At 68.1% G+C, this 15,651-nt stretch carries 13 protein-coding genes; 5 read left to right on the forward strand and 8 right to left on the reverse strand.

Features of this window, described 5'->3' with window-relative positions; translation table 11 throughout:
• The first annotated feature begins 91 nt into the window (after positions 1-91).
• Positions 92-550, forward strand: coding sequence for a CopD family protein (locus C7402_RS32730; RefSeq protein ID WP_116613619.1), 459 nt, complete (start codon positions 92-94; stop codon positions 548-550).
• A gap of 48 nt (positions 551-598) precedes the next feature.
• On the opposite strand, the gene C7402_RS32735 is transcribed toward C7402_RS32730, so the two are convergent.
• Entirely contained in the window at positions 599-1,549 is a 951-nt protein-coding gene (locus tag C7402_RS32735; RefSeq protein ID WP_112174348.1) for a LysR family transcriptional regulator, read from the reverse strand.
• A 161-nt stretch (positions 1,550-1,710) separates the two neighbouring features.
• On the opposite strand from C7402_RS32735, the gene C7402_RS32740 reads away from it, so the two are divergent.
• From C7402_RS32740 to C7402_RS32750, 3 genes are read left to right on the forward strand one after another with little or no spacing between them, the layout of a single operon-like run.
• Positions 1,711-3,039: an MFS transporter gene (locus C7402_RS32740; protein ID WP_116613620.1), complete on the forward strand. Its 1,329-nt coding sequence runs from the start codon at positions 1,711-1,713 to the stop codon at positions 3,037-3,039.
• A gap of 43 nt (positions 3,040-3,082) precedes the next feature.
• Positions 3,083-4,348, forward strand: a complete 1,266-nt coding sequence (locus tag C7402_RS32745; protein WP_112174381.1) for a Zn-dependent hydrolase — start codon at positions 3,083-3,085, stop codon at positions 4,346-4,348.
• 23 nt (positions 4,349-4,371) lie between these two features.
• Positions 4,372-5,394 (forward strand): histone deacetylase family protein, encoded by a 1,023-nt coding sequence (locus C7402_RS32750; RefSeq protein ID WP_116613621.1) that lies wholly within the window; start codon positions 4,372-4,374, stop codon positions 5,392-5,394.
• 20 nt (positions 5,395-5,414) lie between these two features.
• Here C7402_RS32750 and C7402_RS32755 read toward each other — a convergent pair whose 3' ends face one another.
• The 7 genes from C7402_RS32755 to C7402_RS32785 form a co-directional block, all read right to left on the reverse strand.
• Complete coding sequence (locus tag C7402_RS32755) at positions 5,415-6,617, reverse strand: chromate transporter (protein ID WP_116613622.1); 1,203 nt, start codon at positions 6,615-6,617, stop codon at positions 5,415-5,417.
• 99 nt (positions 6,618-6,716) lie between these two features.
• Positions 6,717-9,089, reverse strand: coding sequence for a bifunctional diguanylate cyclase/phosphodiesterase (locus tag C7402_RS32760; RefSeq protein ID WP_112174380.1), 2,373 nt, complete (start codon positions 9,087-9,089; stop codon positions 6,717-6,719).
• A 396-nt stretch (positions 9,090-9,485) separates the two neighbouring features.
• The gene (locus C7402_RS32765; RefSeq protein WP_116613623.1) at positions 9,486-10,364 is read right to left on the reverse strand and encodes a PhzF family phenazine biosynthesis protein; all 879 of its coding nucleotides are present in this window, start codon (positions 10,362-10,364) and stop codon (positions 9,486-9,488) included.
• 126 nt (positions 10,365-10,490) lie between these two features.
• Complete coding sequence (locus tag C7402_RS32770) at positions 10,491-10,955, reverse strand: RidA family protein (RefSeq protein WP_112174343.1); 465 nt, start codon at positions 10,953-10,955, stop codon at positions 10,491-10,493.
• 52 nt (positions 10,956-11,007) lie between these two features.
• Complete coding sequence (locus C7402_RS32775) at positions 11,008-12,207, reverse strand: aminotransferase-like domain-containing protein (protein WP_116613624.1); 1,200 nt, start codon at positions 12,205-12,207, stop codon at positions 11,008-11,010.
• A gap of 112 nt (positions 12,208-12,319) precedes the next feature.
• Positions 12,320-13,225, reverse strand: coding sequence for a DMT family transporter (locus C7402_RS32780; protein ID WP_116613625.1), 906 nt, complete (start codon positions 13,223-13,225; stop codon positions 12,320-12,322).
• A gap of 21 nt (positions 13,226-13,246) precedes the next feature.
• On the reverse strand, positions 13,247-13,939 hold the full coding sequence (locus C7402_RS32785; RefSeq protein ID WP_116613626.1) for a VOC family protein: 693 nt from the start codon (positions 13,937-13,939) through the stop codon (positions 13,247-13,249).
• A gap of 187 nt (positions 13,940-14,126) precedes the next feature.
• Between C7402_RS32785 and C7402_RS32790 the strand changes: the two genes are divergently transcribed.
• Positions 14,127-15,632 carry an aminotransferase-like domain-containing protein gene (locus C7402_RS32790; protein WP_112174339.1) on the forward strand — a complete coding sequence of 502 codons (1,506 nt, stop codon included), beginning with the start codon at positions 14,127-14,129 and terminating at the stop codon, positions 15,630-15,632.
• Positions 15,633-15,651 lie beyond the last annotated feature (19 nt).

Raw genomic sequence — 15,651 nt, forward strand, 5'->3', positions numbered from 1 at the left:
CGAATCGCGGCGCGGCATGGAATAATGCCGCGCAAAGCCGGTTTGCAGAGCGACACGCGCCGGATCACATACGTTACAAGGGAATTCAAGCATGGGCCACGCGATCGAAATCGCGCTCTTTCTGCATTTGCTGGGCGTCGCCGTCTGGGTGGGCGGCATGATCTTCGCGCATTTCTGCCTGCGCCCCGCGCTCGAGGACCTCTCGCCGCAACTGCGTTTGCCGCTCATCGAGTCGGTGTTCGGCCGCTTTTTCAACTGGGTGGGCGTCGCGATCATCGTGATCCTGCTCAGCGGCGGCTTCCTGCTCATGCAGTTCGGCGGCGGCCACGCCACCTGGCAACTCCACGCAATGGCGGGCCTGGGCGTGTTGATGATGCTGATCTTCGGCCACATCCGCTTTGCCATGTTTCCGCGCATCCGCCGCGCCGTGCAGGCGCAGAAGTGGCCCGACGGCGCGCGCGCCGTGGGCACGGTGCGCCGGCTCGTCGTCATCAATCTCGTGCTCGGCATCGTGACGATCGGCGTCGCGGTGCTCGCGCGCGGGTTCTGATTTTTTCTTCCCGACCTTTCGCGCCGTTCGCGGCCCGCGCCTGACGTTCTACAGGCGCTCCGCGAGCGCATAGCGCTGCATGCAGCGCTCCATCGCGTCGAAGAACGCTTCTTCGGCCGCATTGCGCTTGCGTTCGCGATGCCACAGCAAGTGGATGTCGACGTCCACGAGCCCTTCCTCCGGCGGCAGCCGCCACAGGCGCTGCCGCGCCAGATCGTCCCGCACCGTATGCTCGGGCAGGCAGCCAATGCCGTAGCCCGCGTAGATCAGCCTGCGCACCTCGTCCAGACTCGGCGACGACGCCACGATGCGCCCCGTAAAGCCGCGTTGATCGCGAAACACCGTGAGCGGCGAGAGGCTGTCGCCGATCTGGTCGCTCGTGAACGAGACGAAATTCTCCGCGAGCAGGTCGTCCATCGTCAGTTGCGAAAGCCCGAAAAGCCGGTGATGCCGGCCGCAGAACATCGCGTAGCGTTGGCGCAGGAAGCAGCGCATGTCGAGCTTGTCGACGGGCGTGCGGCACAGGCTCAAGCCCGCCGTCGCGGTCTTTTGCAGGAGTGACGAGATGATGTCCGATGAGCGCATCACTTCGATCTGCAAATCGATGCGCGGGTAGGCCGTGTGGAACTCCGCGAGAAATTCGTCGTACACGCGCGACTCGATGCGGCTCACCGTGAGTAGCCGAATCGAGCCCGTGATGTCGGCGGTACGCTCGTCGAGCCCGGTTTCGAGCTGCGAGATCGTGCCGTAGATGTCGCTTGCGATCCGGTAGACCTCTTCGCCCGCTTCGGTCGGCACGAACTGCGCGCCACGCCGCTCGATGAGCTTGCGCCCGAGCGCATCCTCCAGGCGCTTGAGCGCCTGGCTCACGGCCGGCTGCGTGACGTACAGGCGCGCGGCCGCGCGGCTCAGGCTGCGCTCCTGCATGATCGCGAGATAGGTGCGCAGCAGGTTCCAGTCGAGACGGTCGTTGAGAAAGCGGGTGGTGTCGGCACGCATGATCGGTGTCCCGGCGCGTGGGTGCGCCTAGGGTATTAGTGAAATTTATGCGAAGAATAATAACGCGAAATTTGACTAATGTTTTGTGGCCAGCGATAAAGCGTGCATGCAACTTGCGCCACCCGGCGCACGACACGAACGCGCCTGAAGGAGACCGACGCATGGCCACCCCGCAACCCACCGCCCCTGCTGCTCGACAGCCGGTGCGCGCCGCCGCCGCGGCGTTCATCGGCACCATGATCGAGTGGTACGACTTTTACATCTACGCCACGGCCGCCGCGCTGGTGTTCGGCGAACTGTATTTCCCCTCCGAAGATCGCTTCGTGAGCACGATGGCGTCGTTCGCGACCTTCGCCGTGGGCTTCTTCGCGCGCCCGCTCGGCGGCCTGATCTTCGGCCACCTGGGCGACCGCATCGGCCGCAAGAAGGCGCTCATGACCACGCTGATGATGATGGGCGTCGCGACCGTCTGCGTCGGCCTGCTGCCGTCATATGCGAGCGTGGGCATGCTCGCGCCGGTGCTGCTCGTGCTGCTGCGCGTGGTGCAGGGCATCGCCGTGGGCGGCGAGTGGGGCGGCGCGGTGCTGATGGCGGGCGAGCATGCACCCGAAGGCCGCCGCACGTTCTTCGCCTCGTTCGCGCAACTGGGTTCGCCGGCCGGGCTGATTCTTTCGCTGATCGCGTTCCGCGCGGTCACGTCGCTGGAGAAGGCCGACTTTCTTGCGTGGGGCTGGCGTTTGCCGTTCCTCGTTTCGGCCGTGCTGCTCGTGGTCGGCATCATGATTCGCCTGGGCGTGAACGAGTCGCCCGAGTTCGAGAAGCTCAAGGACGAGCGCCGCACGCTCAAGCTGCCCGTGGCCGAAGTGTTCCGCTCGGCATGGGGCCTCGTGCTGCTGTGCATCGGCGCGAACACCATCGGCATTGCGGGCGTGTACTTCACCAACACGTTCATGATCGCGTACACCACGCAGTACGTCGGCGTCACGCGCTCGCTCATTCTCGACTGCCTGTTCGCGGTCGCGATCATCCAGTTCCTCGTGCAGCCCGTCGCCGCGTGGCTCGCCGAGCGCATGGGCGGCGCACGCTTCCTCAAGTGCGCGGCACTTGCCGCCATGCTCTCGCCGTACCCGATGTTCGTGCTCGTGCAAAGCGGCAAGGTCGTGCCGATGGTGATCGGCATCGCGCTGGCCGTGGTCTGCATGGCGAGCTTCTACTCGGTGATCGCGGGCTTCGTTTCCGGCGTGTTCCCCACGCGCGTGCGCTACTCCGCCATTTCGCTCTCCTACCAGGTGTGCGGCGCGATCGCGGGCGGTCTCACGCCGCTCGTGGGCACCTGGCTCGCGCATCGCTATGTGGGGCAGTGGTGGCCGCTTGCCGTGTTCTATACGTGCCTTGCAGGCGTTTCGCTCCTGAGCATCGTCGCGCTCGACGCGCGCCGCCACGAGCATGCGCATGACGACGCCGCCGCCGAGGCGCTGAGCGCGCGTTGATGCCGTGCGTGCAATGAATTGTTCGACCGAAATGGAAGTCGCGATGAAAGACCTTTTGCAGATAGACGGCCCGCGCCTGTGGGCGAGCCTCATGGAAATGGCGCGCGTGGGCGCGACGGCGGGCGGCGGCGTGCGCCGTCTCGCGCTCACCGAAGAGGACCGGCGCGGGCGCGAACTGTTCGCGCGCTGGTGCCGCGAGGCGGGCATGACGGTGTGGACCGACGCAGTCGGCAACCTGTTCGCGCGCCGCGAGGGCGACGACGCGCAGGCCGCGCCCGTGCTGATGGGCAGCCACCTCGACACGCAGCCCGAAGGCGGGCGCTTTGACGGCGTGTACGGCGTGCTGGCCGCGCTCGAAGTCGTGCGTGCGCTCAACGACGCCGGCGCGCGTACGGTGAAACCCATCGAGATCTGCTCGTGGACCAACGAGGAGGGCGCGCGCTTCACGCCGGCGATGCTGGGCTCGGCGGTGTTCGCGGGCGCGATGACACTGGACGATGCGCTGTCGCGCACGGACGCCGACGGCGTGACGCTGGGCGCCGCGCTCGACGCTTGCGGCGCGCGCGGTACGCGGGCGGTGCAAGGCGTGGCCGTCGATGCCTATTTCGAAGCCCATATCGAGCAAGGCCCGATTCTGGAGGCGAACGGCACGACCATCGGCGTCGTGACGGGCGGCCAGGCGATTCGCTGGTTCGACGTGAACGTGACGGGCGTGGCCGCGCATGCGGGCACGACGCCCATGCGTTACCGCAAGGACGCGTGGTTCGGCGCCGCGCAGATGTCGCTCGACATCGAGCGCGTGATGGCGCGCTACGCGCCGCTCGGTCTCGTCACGATCGGCCAGGCGCAGATCGCGAATTCGTCGCGCAACACGATCGCGGCCAATCTCACGTTCACGGTCGATCTGCGGCATCCCGACGACGCCCGGATCGACGCGATGGAGCGCGACTTGCGCGAGGTCTGCGCGGCGGTGGGCGCGCAGCGCGGCTTGGGCGTGCAGATCGCGCATTGCTGGACGAGCCCGGCCACGCCGTTCGACGCGCAGTGCGTCGCGCTGGTCGCGCAGGCGACGCAGCGCTTCGGTTATCCGCACGAGCGTATCGTGAGCGGCGCGGGCCACGACGCGATCCACCTCGCGCGTTACTGCCCGACCGCGATGGTGTTCATCCCCTGCGTGGACGGGCTTTCGCACAACGAAGCCGAGGACGCCCTGCCGTCGGACGTCGCCGCCGGTGCGAACGTGCTGCTCAACGCCGTGGCCGCGCGCGCGGGCGTGCGCGTAGCCACTGCCGTGGACGCGGACGCGTGAGAAAAATAGAAGGAGAACTGAACATGAAAACCTGGTTTCACCCCGACCAACTGCTGCACCATCCGCGCGCCTATTTCTCTCGCGGCCAGTTGCGCGAGCCACAGGAAGTGCCGCAACGCGCCGAGCATCTCGTCGCCGCGGCGCATTCGCTCGGCTTCGACGTGCAGGCGCCCGCCGACTTCGGCACCGCGCCCATCGCCGCCGTGCACGACATGAACTATCTGCGTTTTCTCGAAGAGGCGCACGCCGAATGGAAGCGCGTGCCCGAGGACTGGGGCGAAGAGGTGATGTCGAACATCTACGTGCGCGAGCCGAATCCGCTGCGCGGCGTGCTCGCCCAGGCGGCGCGCTATCTCGCGGACGGCAGTTGCCCCGTGGGCGCCAACACCTGGCGCGCGGCGTACTGGTCGGCGCAGAGCGCACTGGCGGCAGCCGCATGCGTGAACGACGGCGCGCGCGAGTCGTACGCGCTCTCGCGCCCGCCCGGCCACCACGCGCGCGCCGACGCGGCGGGCGGCTTCTGTTATCTCAACAATGCGGCCATCGCGGCGCAGTCGCTGCGTAGCCGCTTCAAGCGCGTGGCGATTCTCGACACCGACATGCACCACGGCCAGGGCGTGCAGGAAATCTTCTACGGCCGCGACGACGTGCTCTATATCTCGATCCACGGCGACCCGACCAACTTCTATCCCGTGGTCGCGGGCTACGAGGATGAGCGCGGCAATGGCGCGGGCGAGGGCTACAACGTCAATCTGCCGATGCCGCATGGCGCCTCCGAAGCGGTCTTCTTCGAGCGCGTGGAAGCGGCGCTGCGCGTGCTCAGGCGCTTCCAGCCGGATGCGCTCGTGCTTGCGCTCGGCTTCGACATCTACAAGGACGATCCGCAGTCGAAGGTCGCCGTGACGACCGAAGGCTTTGACCGGCTCGGCTCGGCGATCGGCGCGCTCGGGCTGCCTTCGGTGATCGTGCAGGAGGGCGGCTATCACCTCGAAAGCCTCGAAGACAACGCGCGCGCGTTCTTCGGCGGCTTCGCGCGCTCGCGCTAGTCACCCAGGCGTTGGGCCGCTCAGGCCCATAGCAGCCACGCCCCGCACGCGAGTCCTACGGTCGCGTAGACCGCGTACGCGGGCAGCTTGAGCTTGCCGAAGCACATCGCCGCGAAAACAGCCGTCAGCAGATAGGGCGGATGCAGCGGCACGCGCCGCGCGATGTGCCACACGGCAATCGCGAGAAATGCGGTCGTGGCGGCCCGCAGCACGCGCATGGCGTGCTCGAAGCGCGGGTTCGCCTTCATGCCGTGCAAGTGGCGCTGCGCGAGCACGACGAGGCAACCCGAAGGCACGAACAGCGCAAGCGTGGCGACGAGCGCGCCCATCCAGCCATCCACGAGATAGCCGAAGAAGGGCACCACGTTCAGGAGCGGCCCAGGCGAGAGCGGGGAGAGCGTGAACGCCAGCGTGAAGTCGTCGTTGGTGATGCCCACCGTGGGCGTGACGAACAAGGTCTTGAGCACCGGCAACGCCGAAAATCCGCCGCCGAACAGTGTCATGCCCGCGCCGGCGAGCCGTGGCCATAACAACGCGGCGTCGAGCCGATGCGGCAGCGGCAGCGCGAACACGACGATCAGCGCGGCAAGCGCGGCGAGCAACTGCAAGTCGCGCCGCGTCACGCGCAAGTCGGGCCGCTTTGAAGGCACGGGGCTCGCGAGCCAGCCCGCGGCGAACGCGGCGACGAGAATCGCCACGTAAGCGCCCCCGCTCGCGGCAAGCGCGAGCGCCACGCAAGCCGCGATCGCCACGCCCCATTCGAGCGGACCGCGCACGAGCGCGCGGGTCTGCCGGTACCACGTCACGCCGATCAGCATCGCCAGCACCACGCTGAAGTGATCGAGCAGCGTGCGCGAGGCGACCGCGTGCACGAGCGGCGTGCGGTAGAAGATGGCGAACAGCGTCATCAGCGCGAAGAAGGGCAGCACGCTCGCCACGCCCGCGATCCACGCGCCCGCGCGTCCGCGCAGCGCGTGGCCGAGCTGCACGGCCACGTTGCAGCCCACCGGGCCCGGCACCATCCAGGCGAGCGCGACGAGATCGGAGAACGCGGTTTGCGTGAGCCGCTTCTCGCGCACGACGTAGTGCTGTTCGAGCTGCGCCATGAGCGCGAGGCCGCCCCACGAGAGCGCGGAGACGCCCAGCACGACGCGAAAGAGCGTCAGAAGCGGTTCGTCGTCGCGGGCGGGCGCGGCGCGCGCGTCGTCGGTGCGGGTTGGCATGGCAGGCTCATGCGGCAGAAGGCGCGTGCTCGGAGGGGAATCGGGGGAGGGCGCGTCGCGCTGCACTCGTTCGGAGCGTCACGCGAGGCGGCCGGCGCGTCAGCGCGATTGCGGCGCGTCGCTCAGGCGCTCGTTGTGGCGGTCGTCGCGCGTGGCATTCGTGCCCGGTTGCGCCGCGCTGCACACGCCGAAACGCTCGATCAGCGCGGCCACGCCTTCCACGGGCACGGGGCGCGAGAACAGGAAGCCCTGCGCCTCGATCGGCCCGAGCGCGGAGAGCCACGCGATCTGCTCTTCCGTTTCGGTGCCTTCCACGACCACCGTGAGCCCGAGCGAGCGCGCGAGGTTGACGATCGCCGAGACCATCACGCACACGCTGCGGTCGGCGGGAATGGCCTGCACGAACGAGCGGTCCACCTTGAGCGTGTCCACGGCGAAGCGGTTCAGGTAGGACAGCGAAGAATAGCCGGTGCCGAAGTCGTCGAGCGCGACGCGCACGCCCAGCCGCTTCAACGCGAAGATCTTCTCCGAAACCAGTTCCGGGTACTCCATCATCGCGGTTTCGGTGATCTCGAGTTCGAGCCGGTGCGCGGCAATGCCCGTTTCCTCGATGGCGTGCGCCACGGTCTCGTAGAGGTCGCCGCGCCAGAACTGCACCGCCGAGATGTTGATGGCGAGCGTGAGCGATTCGTAGCCCTGCTGCTGCCAGACCGCGAGCTGCGCGCAAGCCGTGCGAATCACGAAGTCGCCCACGGGCACGATGAGGCCCGTGGACTCGGCCACCGGAATGAATTCGCCCGCCGGAATGAGACCGTACTGAGGATGGTTCCAGCGCACGAGCGCTTCGAATCCCGTGATACAGCGGCGGCGCAAATCGATCTTCGGCTGGTATGCGAGAAAGAGCTGGTCTTCGGCGAGCGCGACGCGCAGTTGCTGCTCCCACTTCATCAGATGATCGGCGCGGTGGGCGAGCTGTGGCGAGTAGAAGCGAAAGCAGTTGCGCCCGGCCTCCTTCGCGGCGTACATGGCGAGGTCGGCCTTCTTGAGCAGGTCGATCTCGCTTTCGTGCGCCACGGCGAAGAGCGCAATGCCCGTGCTCGCGTGCAGCACGAAGGCGCTGCCGCGCACGTCGAACGGATGCGTGAACGCGGCGTTGGTGGCCTCGGCCAGCGCGATGGCGCGCTTTTCGATGTCGTCGCCCTTCACGATCACCACGAACTCGTCGCCGCCGATGCGCGCGAGCGTGCCCGCGCCGCCCACGGCGTCGGCGAGGCGCGCGGCGCTCATCTGGAGCACGATGTCGCCCGCGTTGTGGCCGAGCGTGTCGTTGACGGTCTTGAAGTTGTCGAGGTCGATGAAAAGGATCGCGAGGTGCCCGAGGTTGCCCGGCTGCGAGACTTCGTGGCGCAGGCGTTGCAGCGTGGCGTAGCGGTTGGGCAGGCCCGTGAGCAGGTCGTACTGCACGAGTTGCGACATCTCGCGTTCGCGCCCGAGCAGCTTGCCGATCAACCCCGTGGCCACGGCGAAGAACGAGAGCATGGCGAGCGAGATGAACGTCGCCATCATCAGGTACACATCGCGCGTGTGGTTGTAGTCGGCGAACTCCTCGGTCTGCGAGAGGCCGACCAGCACGGCGAGCGGATAGCCGTCGATATGGCGGTACGAGACGATGCGCGTGACGTGATCGATCGGGTCGACATAGGTGCCCGACACATGCTCCGAGATCGGGTACACGCCGCTTGCCGAGAACGTGCCGCTCGCGCGTTCGGCGCTGCCCGTGCGGCGCGCGAGCACGGCGCCCGTGTCGGAAATCACGGCGATCACGCCGTCACGGCCGATCGCGGCGTTGTTGTAGAAGTCGCTGGTGAAGTAGCTCGGGTCTTCCGACACGACCACCACGCCCGCGAACGAGCCGTCGGGGTGATTGAGGCGGCGCGTCATCTGCAAGGTCCAGTGGCCGGACACGCGCCCGAGCACCGGCTTGCTGATGTAGAGCTGGTCGTCGTTCTCGTGCTCGTGCACCTTGAAGTGCTCGCGGTCCGAGAGGTCGATGGGCTTGGGATTGGGGTCGGCGGTATTGGCGATGAGCTTGCCGTGCTCGTCGATGAGCGACACCTGCACGAGCGAGTCGCTCTGCACCACGCCCTTTTCCACGGTGCTCGCGAGGTTGAAGTGCTCCGGCGACTTCTCGAACTCGTACTTCACGAAGCGCGTGATCTGGTCGACCTGATGGATCGCCTTGACGGTGTGCTGTTCGAGCGCCGCCGAAAGGATGGCCGCCGAGGCCGTGGCCTCGCGCAGGGTCGCTTCTTTTTCGACCGAGAGGCGCGTGAAGATGACCGCCCACAGCAGCACCAGCACGAGCACGCCCAGCAGCGGAATGGCGAGCAGCGTGCGCGGGCGCGTATAGGCGGGACCCGGCCCGCCGCGCAGGCTGGACTCGCGCGGGAACGGTCCCCGGGTCGTGCTCATCGCGGCCGCCGTACGCGCGTAACGCCACGCCGCGGATGCGGTAGCCAGGACGGCAACGGAGCGCTCGGATGGATCGGCGGCATGAATGTCGGGAAGACCGGGGAATACGCGCATTGCGCGCAAACGATGAACGCCGGACGCGCATTGCGTCCGATGTTTCGATATTAATGGTTGGGGAATGATTAAGGAAGCCATGCTCCCTCGGGTATACGCCAGTCTCGCACTCGCGGCGTGATCGCACCGATGTGCGGCGCATAGACGCGTGATGGCGCATACCCGCCGATTTGCGGCGCATTGTGGCGCATCGCGGCGCGGCGGGGCGCCGGCGATGCCGCATGCATCACGAAGGCAAGGGCGGCGCGCCCGGACGTCCGCGCGCCCACATGCCTCGTGCGCCTAGCGCAGCCGGAAGGTGCCGTCGACGACCGTCACCGCGTGGCCGCCCACCCAGATTTTGCCGGCGGCATCGTCGTATTCCACATGCACGCGCCCGTCACGGCCGAGCGCCGTGCCCTGGCGCACCGTATAGCGTGCGCCCGGGCGACGATTTTGCTGTTCGAGCAGCATGGCGATGGCCGCGTTCGCGCTGCCGGTCACGGGGTCTTCACCCTTGCCGAGGCCGGTCATCAGGCAGCGTACTTCGAAGGTTACGGGGCCGTCGGCTTCGTGCGGGCCGTAGGCGGCCACGCCATGCGCGCCCACGCTCGCGGCGATGGCTTCGATCGCCGCGTAATCGACGTCGAGCGCGAGCACCGCCTGCGCCGAAGCGAGCCGCACGACGAGCCACGGCGCGCCGTTGTTCACGCCGCAGGGCGCGGCCGTGAAGTCGATGGCGTCCGAGCGCAGCGCGGCGCGCAAGGCGTCGAACTGCGCGGCGGCGAGCGGCGTGACCGGCGCGGGCGGCGCGGCGAACGCCCACGCGCCGCCTTCCACGGCGGCCAGATCGATCAGCCCCGCGCCGCATTCCTGCACGAGGCGGCCGGGCGTCTTCGGCGTGCCGCCGCTTTCGCGGAATGCATGCGCCGTGCCAAGCGTCGGGTGGCCCGCGAAGGGCAATTCGCCCTTGGTCGTGAAGATGCGCACGCGGTAATCGGCGCGCGCGTCGGTGGGGGCGAGCAGGAAGCTGGTTTCCGAGAGGTTCGTCCAGCGCGCGATGGCCTGCATTTCGTCACTGCTCAGGTCTTCGGCGTCGAACACCACGGCGAGCGGGTTGCCCTTGAAGGGATGCGACGTGAAGACGTCGACCTGTTTGAAGCGGACGCTGTGCTGGCTCATGGCAGAGTGACAGAAGAAGGGGGAGGGGACGCGGGAGGATGCGCCGGGTTGCACGAACGCGCAACCGGAAAGCACGCGGGCCCTGATCAGGGCCCGCGTCAATCGCTGAGTGTGGCCTCTGGCCGCTTACTCGACTTCGGCGATCAGTTCGATTTCGACGCAGGCGCCAAGCGGAATCTGCGCGACGCCGAAGGCCGAGCGCGCATGCTTGCCCTTCTCGCCGAACACGTCGGCGATCAGCTCCGACGCGCCGTTCGTGACGATGTGCTGCTCGGTGAACGTGAGCGTCGAGTTCACGAGGCTCATGAGCTTGACCACGCGCTTGACCTTGTTGAGGTCGCCCGTGTGGGCGTGCAGCGTGGCGAGCAGGTCGATCGCGATCGAGCGCGCGGCGGCCTTGCCTTCTTCGGTCGTGAGCGTGTCGCCCAGCTTGCCGGCCCACACCTTGCCGTCTTTCTTCGCGATGTGACCGGACAGGTACACCGTGTTGCCGCTCTGGGCGCTCATCACGTAGGCCGCGGCGGGCGCGCCGGCCTGCGGCAGTTCGATGCCGAGCTGTTCGAGACGGTCGTAGATGTTGATGTCAGCCATAGTCAGGATTCCTCGTTCGGGTGTGATGAATCGAAAAGAGCCCGGGTTGCGCTCAGGCGTGCGCGCGGATCAGGGCCGCGAGCTTCGCGACGCCTTCTTCGATCTTCGCGGGCGGCACCGTCACGAACGACAGGCGCAGTTTGTTGTGTTGCGGCTCGTCGGCGAAGAACGGCGCGCCGGGCACGAAGGCCACGTTTTGCGCGACGGATTCGGCCAGCAGCTTCATGCTGTCGATGTTCGAGGGCAGCGTCACCCAGATGAACATGCCGCCTTCGGGGCGGTTCCAGCTCACGCCTTCGGGCATGTTGCGCTTGAGCGAGTCGAGCATCGCCTCGCACTGGTCGCGGTAGAGCGCGCGCACCTTCGGGATGTGCGTGTCGAGGAAGCCGTCCTTAACCACCTCGTAGACGATGCGCTGCGTGAAGCTCGGCGTGTGCAGGTCGGTGGCCTGCTTGGCCTGCACCAGCTTGAAGTGCAGGTCTTCGGGCGCAATGATGTAGCCCACGCGCAGGCCCGGCGCCAGCACCTTCGAGAACGAGCCCAGATGCACCACGTGCTCGGGCGCGAGCGAGTGCACGGTGGGCAGCGGCTCGCCCTCGTAAAGGAGCGCGCCGTAGGGGTCGTCTTCGATCACGGGGAAGGGCGAGTGCTTCGCGAATTCCGCGAGCGCCTGGCGGCGCTCGAGCGGCAGACGGCGGCCCGTGGGGTTCTGGAAGTTCGGGATCGCGTAGAGCAGACGCGCGCCGGCCGTGAGTTCGGGCGTGAGGCCTTCGGGCACGAGGCCCTTCTCGTCGGTCGGGACCTGCACGTATTTCGGCTCGTACAGCGAGAACGATTGCAGCGCGCCGAGGTAGGTGGGCGTTTCCACGAGCACGGGGCTGTCGGGCGAGACCAGCACCTTGCCGATCAGGTCGAGCGCCTGCTGCGAGCCCGTGGTGATGAGCACCTGCGAGGCGCGCACCTTCACGCCGCCCACCGAGTGGCGCGCGGCCACCCATTCGCGCAGCGGCATGTAGCCTTCGGTCGCGCTGTACTGAAGCGCGCCCGCGGGATCGTCGCGCAGGATGCGGTCGGCGGCGGCACGCATTTCCTCGGCCGGGAAGCTGGCCGGCGCGGGCAGGCCGCCCGCGAACGAAATGACTTCGGGACGCTCGGTGACCTTCAGGATTTCGCGAATTGCCGAGCTGGTCAGCTTGATTGCGCGCTCGGACAGTTGCCACGCGGGCGCGGCTTTGAGATCGCTCTGGTCCATGGGGTCTCCTTGTTGGGGTCGGGCGAGTGGATACACATTCAGTGGCGGCATGGGGCGCGATCACGCGCCGCCGGATGCCGCCGAAAACCTTCGATTATGACGCGAAACCCGCTCACGCGCGCGCCGGAGCCGGGGCCGTGCGAATCGTGGCGCGCCGGCCCAGCACCACCGTGGCGATCACGGCGGCCGCGTAGAGCCACGCGGAGGTCGAGACCTGCTCGCCGAACAGCAGCGCCGAGAAGGCCATCGTGAAGAATATCTGGAGCAGCTGGACCTGCCCCACGCGCGCCGTGCCGCCCATGGCGAGTCCCGCGTACCACGCGAAAAAGCCGATGAACTGCGAAAACAGCGTGACGTAGCCAAAGGCAAGCCAGGTCTTGAGCGCGACGGGGCCGGGATGCGCCACGTGATGCGCCCACGCGAGCCAGCCCACCGGCAGCAGGAGGAACGGCGCGGAGAGCACGAGCGCCCAGCAGATCACCTGCCAGCCGCCGAGCTGGCGGGCGAGGCGCGCGCCTTCGGCGTAGCCGAGCGCGCCGATGCCCACGGCGATGAGCATCCACGCGTCGCCCGCGTGCAGCGCGCCGCCGCCCGCCTGGAGCGCGAACGCGACCACGAGCGCGCTGCCGATCAGCGCGCTGGCCCAGAACGCCTTCGAGGGCCGCTCATGCGAGAGCCACGCCGCGTAGATCGCCACGGCCAGCGGTTGCAGACCGTTGACGATGGCGCCGTGCGAGGCCGGCACGGTTTTCATCGCGAAGGCGGAAAACACCGGAAACGCGACGATCACGCCGAGCGACACCACGGCGAGGCTCTTGACCTGCGGCCAGGTGGGCCGCTTTTCGCGGCGGATGGCGAGCAGCAGCGCGGCGGGCACGGCGGCCACGAGCGCGCGGCCGAGGCCGTTCAGGAGCGGATGGAATTCGGCGACGACGATGCGCGTCATCGGCAGGGTCAGGCTGAAGATCATGACGCCGACGAGGCCGAGCAGCATGCCTTGGGTTTCGCGTGCTTTCATGCGGGGCTTGCGCTCGACGGATCAGCGTGCCGGCGCGCCGAGCGTGCGCGGTCCGGACGGGGTTTCGAACTGCGCGACGAGCGCGGGCGAGAGGGCTTCCTCCACGGCGATGAGCGCCGACGCGCCGAGCCATTGAAGCTGCTCGCGCACGGTCTCAGCCTGCGGATGGAAGCCGGTGAGCGACGTGAGCGCGATGCCGGTGTCTGCCAGCACCTGCGACGGGTGGTGCGCCGTGTCCCACTGGATCAGCGAGGGCAGAATACCGTCGCCCGCGCCTTGCCACGACGGGAAAGCGCCGTCCTCGGGCACCGTGAGTTTCCACGAGAAGTCGCCGCGCGTCATCGGCACGAGTGCGGGAATGCGCTGCGGGTACTGCTCGCGCCAGCGCGCGAGATTTTTCGGCGGATCGACGCGTGCGACCCAGTGCGACAGGTACGGGCCTTGTTCCATGCGCGCCTGCACGGCGGCATCGTCGAGCGCGAACAGGCGCGCGCGGGCGTTGGCTGTGCCGCTTTTTGCCGCGGGATCGACGGCGATCACTTCCAGATACACGCCGCCCCACAACCCGAGCAGGCGGTTGTGCGTGCGCATGAGCGGGTGCGCGCCGCCGCCCGCGGGGGCGACGCCGAGCGCATCGCTCACGTACTGCACGCCTTCTTCCAGCGTGCGCGCGGCGACGACGAGGTGATCGAGGCTAAGCGGCGAAGCGTTCATGTGGGGACGCGGCGAGGAATAGTCTTGGGGCCGGAAGGCGGTGGACGAGGCCCGTCTGACAGTGCGTCGACGCCTCGACCGAATCCTTACCGGTACGCATGCAATGAAATGTACCGGTATGGCTGCGGACAGTAACGGTACAATCGGCCCGATAGTGCTCTGTACAGTTCGAGATCAGGGAGAAGTCATGTCGTCCGTTCCGCTCGACCAGATTCCCGCGCCGCATGACGCAGCCACGCTCACGCTCGTCGACCAGCTCGTGCAGTGGGGCCGCCGCCGCATCGAGGAGCGCGTGTTTCGCCCCGGCATGCGCATGCCGTCCATCCGCAAGCTCGCGCTCGACAAGGGCGTGTCGCGTTTCACCGTGGTCGAGGCCTACGAACGGCTGGTGGCGCAGGGCTACCTGGACTCGCGCCGCGGTTCCGGCTTCTACGTGCGCGAGCGCCTCGCGCTCGTGGCGGGCGGCGAGCGCGCGCCGGCGGGCGCGGGTTCGCCCGCGCGCACAGACGCCGCCGCCAAGGTTATCGCGCCCGCGCCGCCCACCCTCGACGTGGTCTGGCTGCTGCGCAACATGCTTCACACGTCCACGCGGCCCGAAAAGGGGCCGGGTCTGGGCTACCTGCCCGCGCGCTGGCTGGACGGCGAACTGCTGGCGGGCGCGATGCGCTCGCTCGGACGCCAGAGCGGCTCGCAACTGCTCGGTTTCGGCTCGCCGCAAGGCTTCCTGCCGCTGCGCCAGCAGCTCCAGACGCGCATGGCCGAACTGGAGATCGGCGTGACGCCCGAGCAGATCGTGCTCGTCTCCGGGATCACCCAGGCGATCGACCTGCTTGCGCGCATCTACGTGCAGCCCGGCGACACGGTCGTCGTGGGCGACCCCGCCTGGTTCCAGATGTTCGGCCGCTTCGCCTCGCAGGGCGCGCGGCTCGTGGCCATGCCTTACACGCCCGAGGGGCCCGATCTCGATGCGCTCGAAGCGCTGGTCGAGACCTGGCGCCCGAAAATGCTCGTCATCAACTCGGTGCTGCAAAATCCCACGGGCACGTCGCTCACGGCCGCGCAGGCGTTTCGCATCCTGCGCCTCGCCGAGCAGTACGACTTCATCGTCGTCGAGGACGATATCTACGGCGACCTGTGCCCGGCGGGCTACCCGGCCACGCGTCTCGCGAGCCTCGACCAGTTGCGCCGCGTGATCTACCTCGGCAGTTTTTCGAAGACGCTCGCGCCGAACCTGCGCGTGGGCTATATCGCGAGCGCGCTCGACGTGGCGCAGGCGGTGGCCGACCAGAAAATGCTGGTCGGCATGACGAGTCCCGAACTGAACGAGCGCGTGCTCTATCGCGTGCTGACCGAAGGCCATTACCGCCGCCACGTGGAGCGCCTGCGCGCGCGTCTGGACGGCGTGCGCGACAAGGCCGCGCGCATGCTGGAGCGCGCCGGCTGCCGCCTTTTCACGGCGCCGGGGGCGGGCATGTTCCTGTGGACCGACACGGGCGTCGACGCGGACGCGCTCACGGCGGCGGGCCACGAAGCGGGTTTCCTGCTCACGCCGGGGAGCCTCTTTTCGCCGCACCAGTCGCCTACCACGTGGATGCGCTTCAACATCGCCAATTGCGGCGACCCGGCGCTGCCCGCGTTCCTGGCCGACTATCTCGAAGGCGTGGCCCGGCGCGGCGGCGGCACGCCCGCGTGAATTCGCGGGCGGCGACTCT

Source organism: Paraburkholderia unamae, from assembly GCF_003096875.1.
In the GTDB taxonomy this organism is placed as follows: Bacteria; Pseudomonadota; Gammaproteobacteria; order Burkholderiales; family Burkholderiaceae; genus Paraburkholderia; species Paraburkholderia unamae.

Coding starts and splice junctions, on each gene's coding strand:
- C7402_RS32730 (WP_116613619.1), top strand. CDS start 92: ATGGGCCACGCGATCGAAATCGCGCTCTTTCTGCATTTGCTGGGCGTC.
- C7402_RS32735 (WP_112174348.1), bottom strand. CDS start 1,549: ATGCGTGCCGACACCACCCGCTTTCTCAACGACCGTCTCGACTGGAAC.
- C7402_RS32740 (WP_116613620.1), top strand. CDS start 1,711: ATGGCCACCCCGCAACCCACCGCCCCTGCTGCTCGACAGCCGGTGCGC.
- C7402_RS32745 (WP_112174381.1), top strand. CDS start 3,083: ATGAAAGACCTTTTGCAGATAGACGGCCCGCGCCTGTGGGCGAGCCTC.
- C7402_RS32750 (WP_116613621.1), top strand. CDS start 4,372: ATGAAAACCTGGTTTCACCCCGACCAACTGCTGCACCATCCGCGCGCC.
- C7402_RS32755 (WP_116613622.1), bottom strand. CDS start 6,617: ATGCCAACCCGCACCGACGACGCGCGCGCCGCGCCCGCCCGCGACGAC.
- C7402_RS32760 (WP_112174380.1), bottom strand. CDS start 9,089: ATGAGCACGACCCGGGGACCGTTCCCGCGCGAGTCCAGCCTGCGCGGC.
- C7402_RS32765 (WP_116613623.1), bottom strand. CDS start 10,364: ATGAGCCAGCACAGCGTCCGCTTCAAACAGGTCGACGTCTTCACGTCG.
- C7402_RS32770 (WP_112174343.1), bottom strand. CDS start 10,955: ATGGCTGACATCAACATCTACGACCGTCTCGAACAGCTCGGCATCGAA.
- C7402_RS32775 (WP_116613624.1), bottom strand. CDS start 12,207: ATGGACCAGAGCGATCTCAAAGCCGCGCCCGCGTGGCAACTGTCCGAG.
- C7402_RS32780 (WP_116613625.1), bottom strand. CDS start 13,225: ATGAAAGCACGCGAAACCCAAGGCATGCTGCTCGGCCTCGTCGGCGTC.
- C7402_RS32785 (WP_116613626.1), bottom strand. CDS start 13,939: ATGAACGCTTCGCCGCTTAGCCTCGATCACCTCGTCGTCGCCGCGCGC.
- C7402_RS32790 (WP_112174339.1), top strand. CDS start 14,127: ATGTCGTCCGTTCCGCTCGACCAGATTCCCGCGCCGCATGACGCAGCC.